This is a genomic window from Labilibaculum sp. DW002 (assembly GCF_029029525.1).
Taxonomy (GTDB): domain Bacteria; phylum Bacteroidota; class Bacteroidia; order Bacteroidales; family Marinifilaceae; genus Paralabilibaculum; species Paralabilibaculum antarcticum.
The window spans coordinates 1-22,467 of record NZ_JAKJSC010000004.1; the positions used below are offsets into that span (position 1 = coordinate 1).

At 35.0% G+C, this 22,467-nt stretch carries 19 protein-coding genes; 10 read left to right on the forward strand and 9 right to left on the reverse strand.

All coding sequences use genetic code 11. From position 1 onward, the window contains the following. On the forward strand, positions 1 to 2,685 hold a 2,685-nt coding region (locus tag L3049_RS15395), incomplete at its 5' end, for an Ig-like domain-containing protein (RefSeq protein WP_275110708.1). A gap of 61 nt (positions 2,686 to 2,746) precedes the next feature. On the opposite strand, the gene L3049_RS15400 is transcribed toward L3049_RS15395, so the two are convergent. Further along, positions 2,747 to 3,379 (reverse strand): carboxylesterase family protein, encoded by a 633-nt coding sequence (locus L3049_RS15400; RefSeq protein WP_275110709.1) that lies wholly within the window; start codon positions 3,377 to 3,379, stop codon positions 2,747 to 2,749. Between the two features lie 164 nt (positions 3,380 to 3,543). On the opposite strand from L3049_RS15400, the gene L3049_RS15405 reads away from it, so the two are divergent. Next, positions 3,544 to 4,590 carry a nucleoid-associated protein gene (locus L3049_RS15405; protein WP_275110710.1) on the forward strand — a complete coding sequence of 349 codons (1,047 nt, stop codon included), beginning with the start codon at positions 3,544 to 3,546 and terminating at the stop codon, positions 4,588 to 4,590. An 80-nt stretch (positions 4,591 to 4,670) separates the two neighbouring features. Here L3049_RS15405 and L3049_RS15410 read toward each other — a convergent pair whose 3' ends face one another. Then, positions 4,671 to 5,651, reverse strand: a complete 981-nt coding sequence (locus tag L3049_RS15410; protein WP_275110711.1) for a transglutaminase domain-containing protein — start codon at positions 5,649 to 5,651, stop codon at positions 4,671 to 4,673. Between the two features lie 916 nt (positions 5,652 to 6,567). Further along, on the reverse strand, positions 6,568 to 7,695 hold the full coding sequence (locus L3049_RS15415; protein WP_275110712.1) for a M14 family metallopeptidase: 1,128 nt from the start codon (positions 7,693 to 7,695) through the stop codon (positions 6,568 to 6,570). 173 nt (positions 7,696 to 7,868) lie between these two features. On the opposite strand from L3049_RS15415, the gene mltG reads away from it, so the two are divergent. From mltG to L3049_RS15440, 5 genes are all read left to right on the forward strand, one after another. Then, complete coding sequence (gene mltG / locus L3049_RS15420; RefSeq protein WP_275110713.1) at positions 7,869 to 8,939, forward strand: endolytic transglycosylase MltG; 1,071 nt, start codon at positions 7,869 to 7,871, stop codon at positions 8,937 to 8,939. Between the two features lie 317 nt (positions 8,940 to 9,256). Continuing rightward, complete coding sequence (gene tssD, locus L3049_RS15425; RefSeq protein ID WP_275110714.1) at positions 9,257 to 9,967, forward strand: type VI secretion system tube protein TssD; 711 nt, start codon at positions 9,257 to 9,259, stop codon at positions 9,965 to 9,967. A gap of 3 nt (positions 9,968 to 9,970) precedes the next feature. Then, complete coding sequence (locus L3049_RS15430) at positions 9,971 to 12,025, forward strand: hypothetical protein (protein ID WP_275110715.1); 2,055 nt, start codon at positions 9,971 to 9,973, stop codon at positions 12,023 to 12,025. Positions 12,026 to 12,027: 2 nt separating this feature from the next. Then, complete coding sequence (locus L3049_RS15435) at positions 12,028 to 12,801, forward strand: ankyrin repeat domain-containing protein (protein ID WP_275110716.1); 774 nt, start codon at positions 12,028 to 12,030, stop codon at positions 12,799 to 12,801. Positions 12,802 to 12,820: 19 nt separating this feature from the next. Continuing rightward, on the forward strand, positions 12,821 to 13,273 hold the full coding sequence (locus L3049_RS15440) for a DUF3592 domain-containing protein (RefSeq protein WP_275110717.1): 453 nt from the start codon (positions 12,821 to 12,823) through the stop codon (positions 13,271 to 13,273). A 130-nt stretch (positions 13,274 to 13,403) separates the two neighbouring features. On the opposite strand, the gene L3049_RS15445 is transcribed toward L3049_RS15440, so the two are convergent. The 5 genes from L3049_RS15445 to L3049_RS15465 form a co-directional block, all read right to left on the reverse strand. Then, the gene (locus L3049_RS15445; protein WP_275110718.1) at positions 13,404 to 14,471 is read right to left on the reverse strand and encodes a zinc metalloprotease; all 1,068 of its coding nucleotides are present in this window, start codon (positions 14,469 to 14,471) and stop codon (positions 13,404 to 13,406) included. Positions 14,472 to 14,828: 357 nt separating this feature from the next. After that, positions 14,829 to 15,842: a UDP-N-acetylmuramate dehydrogenase gene (gene murB, locus L3049_RS15450; protein WP_275110719.1), complete on the reverse strand. Its 1,014-nt coding sequence runs from the start codon at positions 15,840 to 15,842 to the stop codon at positions 14,829 to 14,831. 30 nt (positions 15,843 to 15,872) lie between these two features. Continuing rightward, positions 15,873 to 16,907: a threonine aldolase family protein gene (locus tag L3049_RS15455; protein ID WP_275110720.1), complete on the reverse strand. Its 1,035-nt coding sequence runs from the start codon at positions 16,905 to 16,907 to the stop codon at positions 15,873 to 15,875. A gap of 104 nt (positions 16,908 to 17,011) precedes the next feature. Further along, positions 17,012 to 17,551 carry a hypothetical protein gene (locus tag L3049_RS15460; protein ID WP_275110721.1) on the reverse strand — a complete coding sequence of 180 codons (540 nt, stop codon included), beginning with the start codon at positions 17,549 to 17,551 and terminating at the stop codon, positions 17,012 to 17,014. 6 nt (positions 17,552 to 17,557) lie between these two features. Further along, positions 17,558 to 17,890 carry a hypothetical protein gene (locus L3049_RS15465; protein ID WP_275110722.1) on the reverse strand — a complete coding sequence of 111 codons (333 nt, stop codon included), beginning with the start codon at positions 17,888 to 17,890 and terminating at the stop codon, positions 17,558 to 17,560. A gap of 113 nt (positions 17,891 to 18,003) precedes the next feature. On the opposite strand from L3049_RS15465, the gene L3049_RS15470 reads away from it, so the two are divergent. Next, on the forward strand, positions 18,004 to 18,876 hold the full coding sequence (locus L3049_RS15470) for a metallophosphoesterase family protein (RefSeq protein WP_275110723.1): 873 nt from the start codon (positions 18,004 to 18,006) through the stop codon (positions 18,874 to 18,876). A gap of 7 nt (positions 18,877 to 18,883) precedes the next feature. Here the strand turns inward: L3049_RS15470 and L3049_RS15475 are convergent, their stop codons facing one another. Next, positions 18,884 to 19,762 carry an AraC family transcriptional regulator gene (locus L3049_RS15475; protein ID WP_275110724.1) on the reverse strand — a complete coding sequence of 293 codons (879 nt, stop codon included), beginning with the start codon at positions 19,760 to 19,762 and terminating at the stop codon, positions 18,884 to 18,886. 257 nt (positions 19,763 to 20,019) lie between these two features. On the opposite strand from L3049_RS15475, the gene L3049_RS15480 reads away from it, so the two are divergent. Both L3049_RS15480 and L3049_RS15485 read left to right on the forward strand, forming a co-directional pair. After that, positions 20,020 to 21,252, forward strand: coding sequence for a sugar MFS transporter (locus L3049_RS15480; protein WP_275110725.1), 1,233 nt, complete (start codon positions 20,020 to 20,022; stop codon positions 21,250 to 21,252). Between the two features lie 9 nt (positions 21,253 to 21,261). After that, entirely contained in the window at positions 21,262 to 22,212 is a 951-nt protein-coding gene (locus L3049_RS15485) for an ROK family protein (RefSeq protein ID WP_275110726.1), read from the forward strand. The last annotated feature ends 255 nt before the right edge of the window (positions 22,213 to 22,467 follow it).

Here is a 22,467-nt window from a genome sequence, read left to right on the forward strand (position 1 = left end):
GGCTGGTTCCAGATTGATGAAAACTCAGGAGTAGTAAGCGTAAAAGGCAACATCGATTACGACTCTGCTGATCTAACAGATCACAAGGCAACCGTTTCGGTTAAAGCAACCAGTACAGATTTATCACATACCAGCAAATATTTTGAGATTGTAATCACTGAAGCTGATGGCACAACGCCAGGCGGAGGAGATACAGATAATGCAATTACGAAAATTACAGATAATGATCCTGCAAGCAATGAAATAAGCGAGAATGCTAAGAATGGCGATGAAGTAGGAATTACCGCCTTGGCTATTGATCCTGATGCGGATTTGGTAAGCTATACTTTAATTGATGATGCAGAAGGACGATTTACAATTGATGCGAGTACAGGAATTATCACAGTAGCTGATGAAACTAAGTTGGATTACGAGCAGTGGACTTCCCATAGTGTAGAAGTAAAAGCTTTAAGTACTGATGGAAGTTTTGTAACTAAGGTATTTGAAATAGCAGTTATAGATGGAGATGGTTCGAATCCAGGCGAAGGAGATACTGATAATGCGGTTCAAAATTTACTAGATATCAATGCAAATGATAATTTTATTTACGAACATACGATTGAAGGTTATTTAGTGGGAATTACTGCAAATGCAACAGATTCAGATGGAGATAAGGTTATTTATAGCTTGAGTGATGATGCCAATGCTAGGTTTGCCATTGATGAAACATCGGGTGTTGTGAGCGTTAATAACACCGCTTTAATTGATTACGAAAAATGGACTAGCCATACGATAACAATTAAAGCAACTAGCTACGATAATTCAATAATTGAAGGTGATTTTGTAATTGATGTTTTGCCTGTAAACGATGCACCAACTTTTGTAATGGATACTTTATTGCAAGTGAAAGAAGATGCTGGATTTAAATTCAAAAAAGGATGGGCTAAAGACATTAAAAAAGGTCCGGCAAGTGAGCGCAATCAGAAAATCGAGTTTACTCTTACAAATGATAGGGAGGATTTATTTAGCAAGCAACCTAAAATTGAAAAAGATGGAAATTTAAGTTTCCAACCTGCAAAAGATGTACATGGTATTGCGACTATCAATGTTGTTTTGAAGGATGATGGAGGGACTTCTGAAGGAGGAACGGATTCTAGTGATAAGAAGAGCTTTAAAATAGAGATTCTAGATATTAATGATGCTCCAAGCTTTACAAAAGGAGCAAACATTGAATTAGGAGAAGATGCAGGAGAGCAGAAATTCAATAATTGGGCTTCAGATATTAATGTTGGTCCAGATAATGAAGGATATCAAACATGGGAATTTAAAATAGAGAATTCCAATACTGAGCTGTTTAGTAAGCAACCAGTTATTGATTCGGAAGGTAATTTAAGTTTTACCATTGCGGATGAAAAGAGCGGGCTTGCAGATCTTGTAGTTGTAATGAAAGATGATGGTGGCCTAGCAAATGGAGGTATTGATATTAGTATTAAGCAACGATTTACAATTAATGTTGCTGATTTTAATGATATGCCAATCGCAAATCCAGATGAATATAGCTTGAAAGAAGGAGAGACTTTAAGCGTGAATGGTGAAGGTGTTTTAGTGAACGATTCGGATATCGACAGTGATCATTTAAAAGCCATTTTAAAAGAAGGTGTAATGCACGGAGAATTAAGTCTGGAAGAGGATGGATCATTTGTTTATAAGCATGACGGAAGTGAAACAACATTCGATCAGTTTACTTACACAGTAAATGATGGTGATAAGGATGGAAACACTGTGTTTGTTGCTCTTGTTATAACAGCAGTTAACGATGCGCCTTTGGCACAAGATGATTATGCTGTTGTTAATGAAGATGAAGTCTTGCGTGGAACAAACTTGTTGGAAAATGATAGCGATATCGATTCGGATGTATTAGAAATAAACACAACTGCAATTGTCGATGTTGCTCACGGAGAATTGACCATAAACGAGGATGGGACTTACATTTATACTCCAGAAGCTAATTACTTTGGTGAAGATTCTTTCCAGTATGAAATTAGCGATTTGGGTAGTCCTGTTCAGACAGCTACGGCAACTGTTCATTTAATGGTTAATCAAGTGAAAGATGCGCCTTTAGCCTACAACAAGTCAATAACAGTATTTGAAGGCACGCAAAACAACTTATTGGAAATTGTTGAGCCGTTTGATCCTGATGGAGATGATTTGACTGTTCATATTTTACACATTCCTAAGTTTGGAGAAATTGCAATTAACGGACATGCAGTTCAAGTAGGAGAAACAATCAGTATTGAGGATCTAAAACTCTTGGTTTACAATACGAAAGTAAATTTTGTAGGCGATGTATATTTCGAGTATCAGGTATCAGATATTGATAACGCTATGGCTGTAGCGAGGGTTAATATTGAAGTTGTTCCTGAAGATGTATTTATTCCTCAAACATTTACTCCAAATGGAGATGATGAAAATGAAACTTTCACGATTGTAGGAATCGAGGATTATCCAAATAATAAAATTGAAATATTTAATCGATGGGGAAATACGGTTTACACGAAGAAACGCTACGACAATTCGTGGGATGGTTTTGGAAATGTAAAAGGTCGATTGACGAAGAGTAAATTGCCTTCTGGAACTTACTATTATGTGCTAAGTTTAGGCGATGGTAAAAAGCCAGTTATGGGATATATTTACATGATGTATTAGATTATACTTTAAACCAACCATAAAGCAAAAGCGGCTGAATTTTATAATTCAGCCGCTTTTTTTATTTCTTTTGATGTTTTAAAAACCATTCGTACAATTCTGGATTGTTGTAGGTTTCTGTCCATGAATTGTGAAATGCCTCAGGGTAGATTGTGAATTTTACTTTGCTGCCCAATTTCTTTAGGCTATTCACCATTTCTTCTGATCGGACTAGAGGAACTACATCATCTTTAGCTCCGTGAAATACCCAAATAGGCATCTCTTTTATCGCCTCTACTTTGCTTGGATCTCCACCACCACAAATAGGAGCTGCCGCAGCAAAAAGATCTGGCTTTGCAATTATCGAAGCCCAGGTTCCAAAACCGCCCATGCTCAAACCAGTAAGGTAAATTCGGCTTTTATCAACCGGATATTTAGTCATGATTTCCTCATAAAAGGGAAGCAGCAAATCCTCATTCCAGTAAACTGTATCAGGACACTGCGGAGAAATGCAAATAAATGGAAAATCTGTTTTTTGATCTAAAAAAGAGGGCGGTCCATGAACTTTAAGTTTGTTTAAATCGGCTCCTCGTTCTCCCATGCCGTGTAAAAATATCAGTAAGGGGAGTTTTTCTGATTTTTCTTTTACACTCGGAATGTATTCAAGGTAGTGAACACCCGATTTGGATTGTTTCTCAGTTTGTTGTGCATTCATACAATTGCATGATAAGAGTAAGACGAAGGTGATAAGAAGTGGATATTTAACCATTATTTGAAGTTTGATTTAGATAAATCTACAGAATGTAAATGATAAGTGAAAAAGGAATTATAATTTAATGAAAGTCTGTATCTTTATCGCCAGATTTAAAAAAGAAGAACATGTTCAATTTCGAAGATATTAATTTGGACCGTATTGTGGTTCACAATGTAGGAAATAAGCACCTTGAAGAAGAATTAAAGCTATCAAAGTCGGAAATCTTGATGGAAGACGATGATGTGAAAGATGTCTTGTTAAAGTACTTTCTAACAGCTTTTAACAAAGAGGAGTTTTATAATTTTCAGCATGAAACTGACTTGGATATGAACGAGGTGTTCTGTTACGCATCTGAATATTTCGAAGAAAATGTGTCTTTTTACGATCAGTCGACAAATATTGCTGTTCATTTGTACGAAAAATCAAATCATCCGAACATTAAAGGGGGAGAGTTTTACTTGGTAGGATTTTCTAATTGTGTTGTTGATGGAGAGGTATGCGATGCATTGGGAATATTTAAATCAGAAAATAAAGACACTTTTTTAAAAGTATATCAAAAGCAGGAAAACTTTGAGTTGGGTTGCGAAAATGGTATCAACATTAAGAAATTAGACAAAGGCTGTTTGATTTTTAACTCAGAAAAGGAAAAAGGCTTTAAAGTTTGTATTGTGGATAAAACCAATGCGAATAAAGAGGCTTTGTACTGGAAAGAGGACTTTTTGAATTTGACTCTTCGCGAGGATAATTTCTATCATACGCAAAACTATTTGGATATGTGTAAGGGATTTATTGGTGAAGTTTACAACGATGAGAATGAAGTTGCAAAGGCCGATCAGATTGATTTAATGAATAAATCGATTAATTTCTTTAAGGATAAAAAGCAATTTAACGAAGACTTGTTTAAAGAAGAAGTGATTGAACAACCAGAGGTGGCAACAGCTTTCGATGAGTACAAAGATTATTATCAGTCAGAACAGGGAACGACTGTAAATCCAGATTTTACCATTAATAATGATGCCGTAAAAGGAGAACAAAAACATTTTAAGCACATTTTAAAACTCGATAAGAATTTTCATGTTTACATTCACGGACAAAGAAAATTTATTGAAAAAGGATACGATGCAGCTCGTGATTTAAGTTATTACAAGTTGTTCTTTAAAGAAGAAAATTAGAATGACCAGACAGCGTTTTTTTTAACCTGTCAGCGTCTATAATAAATAAAAGAAGCTTTCTCAAAATCAGAAAGCTTCTTTTATTTTATACTGATTTTGTATCCCAATACCGCTTCATTATTAAAGTAAATGATCAACTCATCTTTTCCTCGTAAATTGGTTGGAACCTCAAATGTGACTTTTTCTTTTTTGCGAATCGGCTTTACCAACTGACCGAATTTGTCTTTTTTAAAGTGATAAGCGATTTGAATTTCTTTGGGAATATTGCTAAATATGAATTGAATGTCACTTCCTTTTTTTATGGAGAGTAAACCTTTATTAGGCATGTTGATTTTGTAATTTTTTCCAATAAAATGATTAAAAACAGTAGGCTGTTGTGCGAATTGTTCTTTGCTGAATTCACCTTTTAGAAGCAACCATTTCTTGTCATCGGGATAGTGTTTCATAGCAAATTCTTTTGGATCACTTGCAAAATATCCAGGTGTATATTCCTTAATAAACTGCATTTTTGCATAGTCAACAGAGCCTGCAGCCCAAGTAATATCTACCAATTGCCATGTTCCATTTATTTTTACTGCATTCCAAGCATGATTAGAAGGCAATTGGCTATTTCCAACCTCCGAAACGAATCGCTTTGCTATGCCAGGAACAATAACACATTCAATATTCATCAAACTGCAAATCTCTTGATAGAGTGTAGCATATCCTTCGCAAAGTGCTTTTTTACCACGGATGGTTTTCTGTGCAAGCTCTCTTCTAAATTTTTCTTTTTGTGCTTTTAAGTCAGCTTCAGTGGTGTACGAAAAACGAACCTTTTGCACTTTATTAATTCCTTTTGTTTTGTAAGCAATATTTTGGGCAATCCATGCAAAAGCAGCCTTAGCTCTTTCTTCTTCTCCAGAAAAATCAGTCTTGATCCGATTTGCTAAATCCTCATAAGAGGCAAAGCGAGTAGGGTAATTGGCAATTTTATTATCAAACGAACTTTGAGAAAATCCACTTAAAGTACAGAGCGTTAATAAAACCACTCCAACAAAACGATATGCAAAACCTTTTTTCATTTATCAATCTATTTCAAGCTTTAAAATAAGCAGTTAGAATGGGAAACGCAATTTCAGTGCCATTATTCTGCTTATTACTCTAAAATGCTCATTTCTTATTATAGATAGTTTTTCTCTGTGGTAATGTTTTTTATTTGTCCTCAAGTCGGGCAGACTTTCACTTTTCCATTGATGAAAAGTAAACAAAAATCTAGGATAGAGCCCTCAGTGACCCATCACGGCTTAATGATGAAAAGAAATAATGGTTCCGCTCGTACCTCCCTCCACAGAATTTCTTTTTCGTCATCATTTTCTCCTATGGGTTCGCCACTTGCGTTGCTCATTCCATCTGTGTTCGATGGATAGTGGGTTTATATTTCTCTATTTAATATTTTGTTCTTTGTTTTATATTATTTGTTTGGTTTTTATTTAAAATGTTTTTCGTGCTGAATATAATTTTTCTTGGTAGTAGTTTTTTCTCTATGAAACTCTGTGCTCTCGGTGGTAATTTCTTTATTTTTAAAACACTCCTTTGTCCTTTGGACATCTCCTCTTAAAGGGAGAATGGTTCGCCACGGTTTGTTAAATGGTATTTGTTTTAAAAAGTTTTTGTTTTGAGAAGCATTTTTTTTGAGCGTGAATTGTCAGCCTTCCGTATGGCGTGCTAATTGGTTAGAACAATGATTTGAAAAGGATCAGGCTGACTTGATTCTTTTGTTTACTTTTCTCATTTAAGGAGAAAAGTAAAAGTCTTACAGCTTGAGTAAAAAGAAAAAATAAGGAATAAATGTTTTTGTCTCATATTTGTGTATTAAAACAAACAAGAAGCTAAAAACAATGGTCAGCTTACGAAAGTTTAGCGCATAAAAAAGACCCACGCTCACGGAAGCTTGAGTATGGGCCTTTCGAGTAATATACTTACGTATATATTCTGTTTTTATCTTAAATTATCTACCACGCTATAAATTGGTTGTAAAACTGATTCTCCAAATAAAATACTTCGTTCCGGAGACCATCCAAATTCAGGATCTGGTAGATCATTATTATCCTTAAATGGCATTTCAACGGTCAAAGATAAACATTTATATCGTTCCCCAATATGTTTTGAACAGATTGCAAGGTTGGCCTTACCAGGTTCGTTCTTTGGGTAACCATGAGTGTCTTGGAAATCAGGACAAGAGGCCTTCCACGATTCGGTGAAATTTTCTAAAAGATTTTTTAATCTCTCATCAAAAGAAGGAATTCCTTCAATGCTTGAAATAAAGTTATAAGGTAAATCTTCATCACCATGAATGTCGAGATTTAAGTCACAACCAACTTGATCCATCATATTACGAACATGATAAACCTCAGGGCTATTTTCAATAGAAGGTTCTGCCCATTCTCTATTGTAATTAAACCCTTTGGTGTTCACACGTAAATTTCCGGCAATACTACCGTCAACATTTATATTAGGAACAATATAGAATACCGCTTTGTTTAATAATGTTCTCGACACAGCGTCGTCTTCATCAAGAAGTTTACCAATGAAACCTTCCATAAACCATTCTGCCATTGATTCACCTGGATGCTGACGTGCAATGACCCAAACCTTTTTCTTTTCAGGAGCAGGCTCACCAACAATAAGCATGTCGATATCGCGACCTTGAATGGTTTCACCTATCGATACCAGTTCGCACTCTGGTGAAAGCTGCGCATTGTGTACCAAGTTAAGGTGCTGATCGTAGCTATAAGGTGCAAAATAAGCGTAGAATACTGAGTTGAATTCTGGAGTGTGCTCAATCACCAATTCTTTTCCATCGTAGCTACTAGGAACTCTAAACCAAGTTTCTTTATCGTAAGAAGCTACTGCAGAATAACCATTATATCCTTCAGGATAAGAAGCACCACTCGCATTGGTAATTCGCATTTTTACTGGTTCTTCCTGAGCGCCCATTAAACGAAAATAAAACCACTGAAAATGTTCCGAATTGGTGTCGTTTGGTATGCTTAATTGTATGTCTTGAGGGTTGGTAGCATCAACAACTTTAATCTTACCACCATCAAAATTTGATGAAATATTCATGTGTGTCTGTTTTTTTAGTGATTCATTCAAAGGTAGATTTTTAGAATTTCCTTGCCAAAGATTTCTATTACTTCTTGATGTTAATCTGCAATCTATTTTCGAAAAATTAATCATCAGATATGATATTTTTTTACATTTGTAGAGTTGTTCGGTATTTATTTTAAATTAAACCAATGATCAATTTATTTCGTCTGAAAGACAATCGTTCAAAAATGTGGAAAATCGTAATGATTGCTGTAATGCTTGTATTGGTAGTTACAGGATCGGTACTATTCAAATACTATCAAGACATTTTTTCAAGAAATATTGATTTAGGCGATGAAGAAATAACTTACCTATACATTCCTACAAATGCCAGTCAAGCTGATGTTATTAGCCTATTGAAAGAAAAAGGCTACCTGAAAAATGCAGCCTCGCTAGAATGGGTTATGGAAAAGAAAAACTATGCCAAGCACATTCATTCTGGTCGATTTGAGATTAAAAATGGTATTTGCAATAACGAATTGGTCGATTTGTTGCGTTCAGGCATTCAATCACCTCTTAATCTTACTTTCAATAATACTCGTACGGTAGAAGATTTTGCAGGGAAAATAGCAAATCAAATAGAGGCCGATTCGCTTAGTATTTTAACTCTTTTAAAGGACCAATCTAAAATCAAGAAATACGGTTTCGAAACACATACCATTTTGGCCATGTTCATTCCAAATACTTATCAGGTATACTGGAACATGAGTGCCGAAAAGTTTGCCGACAAAATGCATAAAGAGTATTCACGTTACTGGAATGCCGAACGTTTAAAAAAAGCTGAAAGTATTGGTTTATCTCCAATAGAAGTAAGTACACTGGCTTCAATTGTTGATGAGGAAACGATAAAGAATGATGAGAAGGCTAGAGTAGCTGGTGTTTATGTGAACAGATTGAAGCGAGGTATTAAGCTGGATGCTGACCCAACTTTAAAGTTTGCTTGGGGAGATTTTACAATGCGCCGTGTTTTAAATAAGCACAAGAAAATTAAATCGCCTTATAATACTTATAAATATGGCGGTTTACCTCCTGGCCCAATTCGTCAAGCTTCAATTTCGGGTTTAAACTCAGTATTGAATTGTGAAAATCACAAATACATTTATTTTTGTGCGAGTCCGGAATTTAATGGCTATCATATTTTCGCCAAATCACTTCGTGAGCACAACCAAAATGCACGAAAATACCAAAGAGCATTAACCCAAAGGGGAATCATGAAATAGCTTTCAGACACCTTCGCTCTTTCCCGTATATGTTCTTTCACCCTTATCCTTGTTTCCCTTTCTTGGGATTCTCTTTTAGCGGATTTTTTCGGATCTATTCCTCATTTGCCTAATCTCGATGTGGAGTACCACTACAATTCCTAATTCTGCATAGGTATATCATTTGTGATTAACAATATTCCTCACCTGTTCAATGTACATAATTTATTTTTATTATCTTTACTAGTCAATTGGTGTATTAAACAAAAGAATACGGTTCTCCAGCTTAGGTTTTATGGGGAAAGTAGTCTTCCTTTTACAATAAAGCGAATAGTAAAATGAGTATAAAAGGAAAAATGTATGTAGACGATATGGTTTACAACATCCGAAGATTAGATTTTGGTTTCGATCAAAAAATAAATACAAATGGAACAGCATCCACGCAGCCATTGGGTGGTTTGTTTAATATAGAAGTAGAAAGTCCTAAAAGTACACACTTGTATGCCTGGGGAGCCAGTAATTTTGATATGAAATATATCAAATTGGAATTTTCTCCCGTTACACTTGCCTCCAAAAGCCGAACCATAGAGTTGTACGATACACTTTGCATTCGCCATCACGATTACTTTCATCACGATAGCAAAGATCCCATGATCAGTGTTCTTCAGCTCTCACCAGCCATCATCGTTCAAGATGGTCAAACCCTTGTCGAAAAAAACTGGAAAGTAACTGATTTAAGCATGCAGGATGTGGAGCCTACGGCTGCTCCTGTTGCTAGTGAGGAACAAGAATTTACTGACGTTTACTTGTTAGATTCCGGAGGAAGTAAAATTGAAGATTTAGATAGAGTACAGGATGTAACTTTAGTTATAAAAACCACAGGATTAATAGGTAAAACGATTAATACTATAGACCTACACAACGAAGAGTATGATTTCTTATATCAAGGGAAAAGGTTGATAGATGATAAACTGAAAAATTATATCATTAATAGTAATGAGGATAAATTAGCTTTAACAGTAATTGAACAAGACCAACCCAACGCGTAAGAAATGGCACATATAGAACTCGAAATAGAAGGGCAAACCCAAAAATATGAATACGAAGAAAGTATTCAAGGAGAAGTGGTATACGATATTAATACAAATGAAGTTGGGATCATAAGGGAAGATCAACGAAGTACTTTTAAACAAGAGGTTGATTGGATGGATGCATTTGCTCCTTACATGGCTTCTTTTCAGAAGAAAGAAGAGGATGAAGCAAAAGAAGTAGATCGCGTATATTTAGCATTAGCAACTTTGATTATTTATGATGAGTTTATTAATGCTTCTGACGATGCTACCTCCGCAGATATAATTGATCATTTAGATGCCAAAATAAATGAAAAGAAAGATGAGCTTAAAGCCGATGGGCCAATAAATACTAGTGCAGTTAATATTAGTGATAAGGTGCATTCTGAAATCTTATGGGCGGAAGGCAAACGAATGGTTCGGGTACGATCTGAAAAGATAAAAAATCATAACCGCTGGTTTGGGAAAAAGCAAGTTCAACAACAAATTAAAGCTGGTAATAAAAGTGAAAATAAAAAAAATGCAAGTACTGCAAAATCTGCAGAAATTAAAATACTCGAGAAAAAATTCTGGAGCAAAGATGGCGCTATTAATGAAAAGTTTGAAGCAATAAACAAAGATTTGCATAAGGATTTCTTTGAAGATAATAATAAAATAAATTCTTCCGTTGATGCAAAATTGTTGAGGTATACTACCGAGGCAGCAGCTGATGCAAAGCTAGATTGGACAGATAAAAAAGAATTAAAAGCTACCGCTAAAGCCAGTGGATCTTTTAGTGTCGCAGAAGCTACTGGTGATTTTTCTGTGTCTTTACCTAATCAATATGGTTTTGGATTAATGCAGTATTGTAAAAGTATTGCTCCTAATTCTATTGATGATGATTATACTGAAATATTTTTAAAAATAATTCTAGGTATAGAAGGTTCAGCTTTTGTTGGTATTTGTGCTTCTGTTTCTGCTGAAATGGGTTTGTCAGTAACTGAGGGTAAGGAAAATGCCTCAGCACAAGCTGGTCTGGATATATTTGCTGGTGCTAAAGCCCAAGCTAAGGCTGCATTCGAAATTAACATGATGTTTGTTGAAGATTATGTGATGGATGCAATGCGTGACCGATTGAAAACGGTTGGTGAGCGAGGTGAAAAAGTAGTGTCTGGTAAAGAAATAGAAGCTGAAAAGTTATCCAAATGGGAAAAATTAGGCAGTGCTGAAATCGGTGGTTTTTTAGCCGCTGGAGCTGGTATTAGTGGTGTTTTTGCAGTAGGATACTTTGAAGGAAAATTAAGATATCAAGCCAAAATTGCCTTAGTTGTTAAAGTTGGTGCGGGTACATTCATGAAAGGATTTGTAGATGCTAAATTGGTAGGTAAATTTATTCTTACCGTAGCACATGGTCTTAACTGGAAGAATATCTCAGATGCTTTAGATAAGCAAACCCAACTACTATACCATACCATTATGAACAACTGTTTTTATTTGCAAAGAACGGTTGCAGAGGTGTATGGAGAACTGGAAGAAAAGTTTAAGGAGATCATGGACACGATTCATGACTTGCGAGATTTACCAGAAAAAGGTCTTGAGCAATTTAAGATTGTAGATGATAATTGGGATGAAAATGTACCTGGGTATTCTAGTTTTAAGCAGTATAATTTGGCTTTTTTAGTTTTGAAGAGTACTTATTATTCTTTAAAGCAAAGAAATGAGAATTTATCAGAAAAAGAGGCTGCAATAGCTTTGGTAGAAAAAGCACAACAAAATAAAATTAGTTGGAATTATGCCACCTGGCAAATGAAAATAGATCTTATTTACGACATGCGCCATGATGGTTCGGGCATTTTGGGTGGATTATCGGAAGAAGATAAGGAAGATGCGGTAATTGCCGTATTGGAGAGTAGTAGGAATAAGGAAGAATTTAAGAAAATACTTAAGGGGCTTGTAGATCCAAAAAACGAAGATAGAGAACCTCTTCTGATTGATGATTTGGTCGATTTTTCTCAACAAGATAGATTGAATTACTTAAGAAATGTAAAATTTAGATAATTATGAAATATATTAACATAGTACTATTACTCTTACTAATAAGTTGCCAACCGAAAACTAACTATGAAAAACAACTAAAAATTTACGATTCTTTTTCAGTAAGAGAGTTGTCAAGTTCTATGTGGGATTATTCAAATGAACCATGGATAAATTACAGGAGTTATGATAAGCTTGTTGAGTTGTATAAAAGAGGTGCCAATATTGAATATATAGATTCAAGTAAAACGACCTACACAACTCCATTCCTTAACGCATCAGGAACCATAAAATGTTTACGAGAGAAAGATCAGCGTCGCTCAGGAGAAATTGACTCCATGGAACTTGAAGCAGTAAAAATTGTGAAATACTTGGCCAAAAATGGAGCAAACATTCATGCTAGGACCTCCGGGAATAATTTAAATGCATTGCATTTAGCAGCAAATGGCGGTCGAGAGAAAATGATTCCTGTTTTGGTCAATTTAGGATTGGATATCAACTCCAGAAATGGTGATCTAGATTATGGAGGAACGGTACTGTGGCATGCCATCAACGCGGGCGATTTAGCAACTGTAAAAGCCGTAGTGGAAGCAGGAGCAGATATAGACTTATGCCTTTTAGATGGTAATAGTCCACTAGATTGGGCGATGGCCTATGCCAATCCGAAAGCCAAAGAAGCACTTTGGTTGGTTCCCTATCGCGACCAACAAGCCATTGCCGAATATCTGCAATCTATTGGTGCTAAACATGGCAAAAATCAGTTTAAAGGCATGTTGTATTTCGATGAAAGTAAGGAGTAATTGCTAATTATAAATAACTATGTCTAAGAATCTGAGAGTGTTTTTATTGGTCTTTGGAGGAGTATCTATTTTATTATTAGGATTGTCATTATATGTGGTGTTGAGTACACGTAGCTTTTTAAATAGTGCTGAAAAAACCAGAGGTAAAGTAGTTGACTTCATAGAATCTGTGGATACAGAAGGAGATGTTACCTATGCACCAATAGTTGTTTACAAAACGGTAACTGGCGAGCAAATGATATATGCAAGTTCGCAATATTCATATCCTGCGGCTTATGAAGAGAATGAATTGGTTGATGTATATTATGATCGGACAAAACCCAATAGTGAACGATTATCGGGTATTTTTTCATTATGGGGTGGAGCTATAATAACGGGAATTTTAGGACTCATTTTTGGGGTTGCACCCTTGCTTATTTATCGAAGTATCCGTAAAGAACGTAAACGAAAGGAATTGATAAGTTCTAAGTAAAGCAAAGTTGTTCTTGATTAGAAAAGAGTAGGTAAGAAGTTTGATCTTAGTTAAGAATACAACATTTTTTAGTATAGAAAAGACGCCCCAAAAGGCGTCTTTAATGAATTTTAATATGGTAATTAATTGATTAGTTTACAAAGCTTTCTCTTGGTCCACCAGTTGCAAAGATAGTTCTCATTCTATCATTTTGTCCGTTTGTAAACATATACATGCAATTGTCATTTACATAGTCCATATAGTTCATGGTCATGTCATTAGATCTACAGTGTACAGTTGGGTAAGAAGGACATCCATAATTAGGCTGATCTGAACTTGGGGTATCTGTAACAAAGTCATCTTGTTTACATCTGCCATCTCCCCAGATATGACGTAGGTTCAACCAGTGACCTACTTCATGAGTTGCTGTTCTTCCGTGACCATACTCGCCACCTCTTGCGTTTTCACCAAAGAAATCGCTACCGATAACAACACCGTCAGTCGCTAATTCGCCACCAGGAAATTGTGCATAACCTAAGATACCACCACCAATTTCACAGATCCAGAAATTTAATTTGTGAGCAGGATCCGTAGCATCTATACCACCTTGATTAGAATGCTTCATTGCATCATTTGTACCCCATGAAGACTTCGATGAAGCCTTTCTGTTTACAGTTTCCAAAACAAATGTAATATCAACATTAGCTATGTCATTATTAAACTCGTTAGGTACTCCACCTGCATTAGGGTTTAAGTCATTATAGTCCTCATTTAATATATCAATCTGAGAATTGATATGAGCTTGAGTAACAGGATGATTTGCATCTTCCAAAATATTTATAACAACTGGAATAGTTATACTACCTTGATATGGTGTTGGAGCTGGAGTACCTCCGCCACCTGGCTTGCCTTTTGATGTTGCATTAGAACTTTTAGCGGCAATTAGTTTTCTAGTGTGTTTTTCGATGTTATACATACGATTTTCCAAACTAGGATTTTCTTTTAATTGTCGGTTTAAAACTTTCATACTACCACACTGAGGACCATGTACGTGTCCTGGGCGTTCTGATTTTACAGTGTTTTCTTCACTTGTGTAAACATAGAAATCACTCATGTCTACAGCTATTTCTTGTTGGTCGGGTTTAACTTCATTAGCATTATTTTGGCATGATCCTAGGATTAAAGCCAAACTTGCTACTGAAAGCAGAATTCTTTTCATAAAAATTTAGTTTTCTTAGTTAGTAATGTGGTTAGTGATATTAAAATTCAACTTAATTTAAAAATAAGAATTCACATAAAAAAATTAAGCGTCAGTAATTCAGTGATTAATGTAAGTTTTTTGAATGTTAATGATGTTGAAGTGCAATAGCTATAAGGTGTTTAGAATCATTCTTTAAAGTGAAAAATGATTATAAATAATAAAAGAAAAACAGAAGTATTAAAGGCATCTTAATCTATTTAACTTGATGAATGAATGATTTTTTTTGGAATGGAATGATAAAAAATAGCATAAAAAAACCTTCGGCTTTAAGCGAAGGTTTACTTTATATTGTGTTCGTAAAATGGAAGAGCTAACTTATATCGCATTAACCTCCATCTCCAACTTCACACCAAACTTGTAAAGAACCGATTTTCGGATATCGTTAGCGAGTTGCAGTATTTCATGACCTTTTGCATTGCCAAGGTTGACAATAACCAAAGCCTGATCTTTGTGGACACCAGCATCACCAATTTGCTTTCCTTTCCATCCACATTGTTCAATTAGCCAACCTGCTGCCAATTTGCTTTCCATTTCGTTTACCTCATACAAAGGCATATTTTCATGTTTGGCTTTTAGTTTATCGGCTTGGGCTTTATCTACAATCGGGTTTTTAAAGAAGCTACCAGCATTTCCCAAAACTTCAGGATCGGGTAATTTGCTTTTTCTTATTTTGATAATTACTTCGCGAATATTTTTCAGGTTGATTTCGCCGTAAGCTTCAAGCTCCTTATCAATAGAGCCGTAATGTACCTTGTAATTGTGTTGCTTGCTTAGTTTAAAGGTAACGTGGGTGATAATAAATTGATTCTTGTATTCTTTTTTAAACACCGAGTTTCGGTAAGAAAACTCGCAATGCATGTTACTGAATACAACAGAATTTTTGCTTTCTATTGAAATAGCATCTACGCTATGTATTACTTCCTGTACTTCAACTCCGTACGCTCCAATATTTTGAATAGGAGCAGCTCCTACAACACCTGGAATCAAAGAAAGATTTTCAATTCCAGAGTAATTGTTTTCAACTGCCCATGCTACAAATTCATCCCAATCTTCGTTAGCACCAACTTGAACAAGAACAGATTCTTCATCTTCTTCAATAATTTTAATGCCTTTTATTTTCGGATGAATAACGAGTCCATTAAAATCTTCGATGAAAAGTAAGTTGCTACCTCCGCCTAAAAGCAGATATTGAATGTTAATGATATCGTTCTTGCTAAGAAAATCGTTAATTTCCTCTACCGTATCAAATTCGAAAAAGTATTTGGCATTTGCTTCAATACCAAAAGTATTATAGTTTTTTAAAGAGTAGTTTTTACGAAGTACAGCCATATTCAGTTATCAGTAAACAGTTATCAGTAATTAGTTTTTTGAAAGTTCTTTTTTCAATAAGGCTACAAATCCATTAATATCTTCTTCTGTAGTATCAAAAGAGCATAACCAGCGAACTTCACCAGCATGTTCATCCCAAACCCAGAAAAAGTATTCTTCTTGTAATTTCTCAATTTTATCTTTTGGGATTAATGCCCAAATACCATTAGTTTGAACCTTTTGAGTGATTTTAACTTTGTCAATTTTCAAAACCTCTGATTCTAAAAGTTTTGCCATTTTATTAGCATGGCGAGCTGTTTTTAACCACAAGTCATTGGTTAGCATTGCATCGAATTGTGCACCTATATATCTCATTTTAGAGCACAGTTGCATGCTTTGTTTGCGAACATATTTTGCTTCTGTAGAAAGTTCTGGATTAAAGAAAATTACTGCTTCACCTAGCATCATTCCGTTTTTGGTACCTCCAAAACTAAGAACATCGATACCTGCTTTAGTGGTAAATTCTGCAACATCAACATCTAAACTAACTAAGGCATTAGCAAGACGAGCACCATCCATATGAACATACATATTGTTGGCATGTGCTAAATCACAAATTGCTTTTACTTCTTCTGGTGTATAAACGGTTCCCAATTCAGTGCATTGAGTAATCGAAATCATTTTTGGCTGTGAATGATGCTCAAAACCAAATCCGTGTAAATGAGGTTGAATTAATTCAGGCGTAATTTTACCGTCAGGGCAATCAATTGGAATCACCTTGCATCCTGTAAATTTATCTGGAGCACCGCATTCGTCAACTTGAATATGAGCTGTTGCAGGACAAATAATAGAGTGGTAAGACTGCGTTAGCGTTGAAAGGCTAATTACGTTGGCACCAGTACCATTAAAGGCGAAATAGACATCAATATTTTCTCCGAAAAGGCTTTTGAACTTTTCGATGGCGGATGCAGTATAAGCATCACCTCCGTATGCTATAACATGACCATTGTTTGCATTTTGAATGGCTTCCATAACTTCCGGCAGTATGCCTGAGAAATTATCGCTGGCAAATCCTCTTTTATTCATTTTCGATGTGTTTTTATTGAAGCTTTAAAAGTATACTTTCTTAGCCAATATTTTTGTACAATAGCTAGGAAAATCCTACATCGAGAGGATTATTTAAATTTGATTTAAGAATTTAAGAGAATTTTTACTTTTTGGAACAAAATAGCGAGTTGCTCAGAACTAGATTCGCCATTTGCTAGAAATTGAATTTTACCTTCTCGGTCTAAAAGAAATAGATAACATAGCTTTTTGTCCTCTACACCAAAATAGGTAAAGTAAGTATCTAAAGGTCCGTAATAAGTCATTACATTTTTGTGCATGCTTTCTACTATTCCGCCTCTCATTCCATTATCAATATATCCTGATATCCAGGAGTAGAAATTACTGATCATAGGGATTTCCAGGAAGCGAAAATCAGAATTATTGCTAAATTCTTGCATTAAAGGAGTGGTCCAACTGTCAATTTGAGGCTGCGTACCTCTTTTAAAGGCAACAATTAAAATGCTCACTTTCCCTTTGCAATGTTCTGGAATAGTGATTTTTTTATAGGATAATAATTCCCCAGTAATTTCGGGAAAAGATTCACCTATTTGAAGCTTTTGTGCAAAAAGAACATGAGTTAAGAGCAAACAAAGCATTAGAAAAACAACAGCTGGTTTTACCATGAGGATTTATTCTTTATAATGATTTTGAATTATTTTAAAAGTCCTTTTTGATAATTGAATTCGGTCTGGTAAGGTCGTTTCTTTTAAATTTGCTTTTACCAGTTTATACAATTCTGTTACTTGTTTGTATTCTTTGGTTTTTTTAAGAAATGTTTTAGGTTTTCCAATGAATTGACCAGGGGAGCATTCAACTATAGGAGATAAGTTAATCCATTTTTTAGTGAGTGTAAATGTGATTTTTGCTTTCAGTCCCAAATCTGAATTCCCAAGAACAATATCTCCATCTTTATTGGTTGTCCAAAAGTATTTTTCGGTGTTTTTTATTAATTCTTCAAGCATAACATATAAATTTTTCGTTACTTCAGATGTAATCGTTACTTCACTACTATAATTTATAAAAAAAATAGAACTTTAGCAGTAGCTTTTTAACCTCAATTTAAAGAAAAACAATAATGATTTGTGATATTGATTCTGGAAACTTAATGATTGTCTCGGATTTGCATGGGAATGGCGATGATTTCCGTCAAGTATTGCGCGTGTATGAGCAATTGAAAAAGGAGAAGAAAGCAGATTATTTGATTTTTTTAGGCGACTTAATTCATGCTTATCCAGGTAAGAGGAAAGATGAATCGGTAGAAATTATTGAAGAGCTTTTGGATTTTAAAGCAAATAAAAAGGGAAGTGATATAATTTGTTTGCTAGGAAATCATGAATTTGTACATATTTACCATATTCCTTTAGCGCGTGGACATCTGGAATTTACCACTTATTTTGAAAATCGTATTCGTAAATGCAGAGAGATTATCATTCGTTTTTTTATGGATATGCCTTTGATGATACGAACCAAAGGAGGTGTGTTAATTAATCATTCTGGTGGTTCAAATCGCTATCGTGAAGAAGAAGAATTTGGTTTTAATTGGCTGAAAGATTATCGGCACAAGGGAAATTTCGAATCTCATCTAAAAAATATTTCTAAATACGATCCGCAAATAGGTTCCGATTTTATGCGAACTGCCGAAGGTGATTATTTATGGGATATACTAATGAATGGAAACGAAAGGCAGTATGGGAATGATTACTTGCAATATAATGATGATTTATTGAATGTAATGAGTGAGGACCGAAAGGAAATGCCAATGAATAAAATTGTAAGCGGTCATATTGGTGTTGATTATGGCGTAGAAATAATAGGTGATACGCAAGTTAGAATTTGTACAAGCGCAGGAAGTTTGGGAGATCTGGAAAAAAAGTTCTTGCTAATTGATGCATCGAAAAACTATTCTAATGTAAGGGAATTGTTAAAGTGTTCTAGGGATTTATATTAAAATATGACTATTGAGAAAATGATTCCAAACCTTGACCTCTGAGCTGTAAAGGAGCTTTTCCAGTTAATGCTTTAAATTGTTTGTTAAAATAGGATGGACTATTAAAACCACACTCGTAGGCAATTTGAGAAACAGTTAAACTACCTTCTGCCAATAGTTTTTTTGAATAATTGATTCGCATTTCATTTAAAAATTCAGAAAACGTTTTTTTGGTCTTACTTTTAAAAAAACGACAAAAAGCAGTTTTGCTCATGTTAGCCAGTTTGGCAGCTTCTTCTAACTCAATTTTTTGCTGGAAATTGGCACTGACATATTCGTAGATTTTATAAAGCTTTTGATTGCTTCTTTGCTGAAAGGATTCTACAAAATTTTTCGATGCCAGATATTCGAGATCATCGGATTGTGCGAGAATTTGTAAAATTTGAAGTAAAATAATGATCCGCTGAGAGAAATCGGATGCATGTAAGGTTTTTAGATGTTGAATAATCTTGTATTTTGTACTTCCGTCGATTCGGACTCCTTGAAAAGATTTTTTCAGAAAGCTTTTAATACGATACATTTCAGGAATCAAGAAGAATTCCTTTCCAAAACTATCTTCTTTGAAATGAACAACCCAGGCTATTGCATGCAAATCAGGATTCTTCTGATAATGTGCTTCCTCATTTTTCATCACATGTGGGATGTTTGGCCCAAGAAAAATCATATCGCCATCCGTAAATTTATCAATACAGTCTCCAACGATTAATGTTCCCTGACTTTTTTCGATATAAATCAATTCAAATTCAGGATGATAATGCCAAGCTACTTCAATATGTGGTAATACGTCAATTTTAGAACGAAAAGAATGCTCGTTTTTTATAGGGATTTGTTCTAGTTGCAATGACATAATTGTACTATTTTATCTCAGGCTAGATAGTTTTTATTAATTATAGGTAATAAATTGTTATCTGAGCTTTGTTAAATTAAATTCAGACTTATAGGATCCAATGAGAATCTTACTTGTATAAAATTACCATATACTTTATCTTAATTAAATAATCATGTAAATATAGTGCAATAAAATGATAAAATAGTAAAATGCTATGCTCTGGAATTTATTGAGATTTGTAAACAGAATTACAAACGATTGAAAAACGATAAAATATGGTGTCTATTAATACTGCAACAAGCGCAAGTGGATCATCTGCACAAGCGTCAGGAATGAATTACAAAGGAGCTTTGGCATTACTTACCTCTTTATTCTTTATGTGGGGATTTTTAACCTGTATGAATGATATTTTAATTCCACACCTGAAGGGTTTATTTGATTTAAATTTTACTCAGGCTATGTTGGTGCAGTTTACCTTTTTTGGAGCTTATTTTTTAATGTCATTACCTTCTGGATGGATAATTGGTAAGATTGGATATAAAATGGGTATTGTTACAGGATTAAGTATTGCAGGTATTGGTGCAGCAATGTTTTATCCAGCAGCAGCATTGCATTCCTATGGCTTTTTCTTGTTTGCATTTTTTGTGTTAGCATCCGGAATTGTTATTCTTCAGGTAGCTGCCAATCCATTTGTAGCAGAATTAGGGAGTCCGGAAACTGCATCGAGTCGTTTAAACTTGACGCAAGGTTTTAATAGTTTAGGAACGACAGTTGCTCCAATGTTTGGAGCATATTTGATATTAGATAATAATAGTGATGATTTGATAAGCCAGGCTTCTGCTGTCCAAATGCCTTATATTGGTTTGGCTGTGGCATTGGGACTGATCGCGTTGGTATTTGCTTTTGTAAAGCTACCAAAGATTATAGATGCTGAGGAGCAAAAAGCAGAAGGATCCGCATGGAATCACTCACATTTAGTTTTAGGAGCTATTGCCATTTTTATGTATGTAGGAGCTGAGGTTGCTATAGGTAGTGCTCTAGTAAGCTATTTAGGTAGTGATGCTCTTAATTTGTTTGGTGAAGCAAAAGCGGCCGGCTATGTTTCCATTTTTTGGGGCGGAGCAATGGTCGGTAGGTTTATCGGATCTGCTATTATGAATAAAATATCAGCGAATAAACTTTTAGCTTTTAATGCTGTAATGGTTGTATTGCTTATTGTAGTAAGTATGATGACAACAGGTTATATAGCATTATGGAGCATTGTTTTGGTTGGTCTGTTTAATTCTATCATGTTTCCTACTATCTTTACGCTCGCAATTGATGGATTAGGACAACATACGAGTCAGGGATCTGGTATATTGTGTCTTGCAATTGTAGGAGGAGCAATTGTTCCTTTACTTATGGGAGTATTAGCAGATAATTTTGGACTGCAAAACTCATTTATAATTACAGTTTTATGCTATGCTTATATCTTTTACTATGCAGTAAAAGGTTTCAAACACAGTTAATTTAATCAAATGAAGGAAGTTGCATTAGGAATTGATATAGGAGGAACCAATACGGTTTTTGGTTTTATAGATAAAGAAGGTAAATGTTTATTGACAGGAAGCATTCCAACACAAAAACACCACGATATTAATGATTATTTGGATGAGTTATTTAAGCATGTTGAAAAAGAAATTGAGAATTCGCTAGAAGAACTTGATATTGTTGGGATAGGTATAGGTGCGCCTAATGCATGTTATTATACGGGAACTATCGAAGATGCAGCGAATTTACGTTGGAAAGGGAGGATCCCTTTTGTTTCTCTTGTGAAGAAACGATTGGATGTACCCGTGTATATAACCAACGATGCTAATGCTGCTGCCATGGGAGAAAAGGTATTTGGAGCTGCTCGAAATATGAATAATTTTTTGGTTATTACGCTTGGAACAGGTCTTGGTAGTGGTATTTTTGTGAATGGTGATATTCTTCATGGACATGATGGATTTGCAGGTGAAGTAGGACACATGATTGTTCGAAAGAGCGGACGTGAGTGTGGCTGTGGTCGTAAAGGCTGTTTAGAAACCTATGTTTCTGCAACTGGTGTAAAAAGATCGGTTTATAAATTATTGGCAAGGCATACGGGAGATAGTGAATTGAGAGATATTCCTTTTAATAATCTTACTGCGAAAATGGTGGCTGAAGCAGCTAACAGAGGTGATGAGGTTGCAAAAGAAACTTTCACTTATACTGCGACTATTTTGGGGGAAGTGTTGGCAAATGTAGTTGCTGTTACAAGTCCAGAGGCTATCTTTTTATTTGGAGGTTTAACTAAAGCAGGTGATATTCTGTTTAAACCAGTTGAAGAAACCTTGGAAGAGCAACTCTTAGCAATTTACAAAGGGAAAATTAAAGTAATGCCTTCGGGGATTAAAGATAATGCTGCAGTTTTAGGTGCCGCAGCTTTAATTTGGAACAAAAAATAACCGATAGCTTTCATGCTTTTATGAAAGTGCCCCTCGTGCCTGCAATTTTGCAGGCACTTTTTGTTTGTAGAATTAGATTCTACAATATGGGGGAAAGATTCCCCACTATTTTGTTTGGAAATGAACATGTGTAATTCTTAGATTTTTATTAAGGGGTTTGTAATTTATTGATTGTTAGCCGTGTTGCAGTGTCTTCTTGTGTTTCTTTTGTTTCTTTCTGTATTTCTGGCACAGATTTCTCATATCTATCTGTGA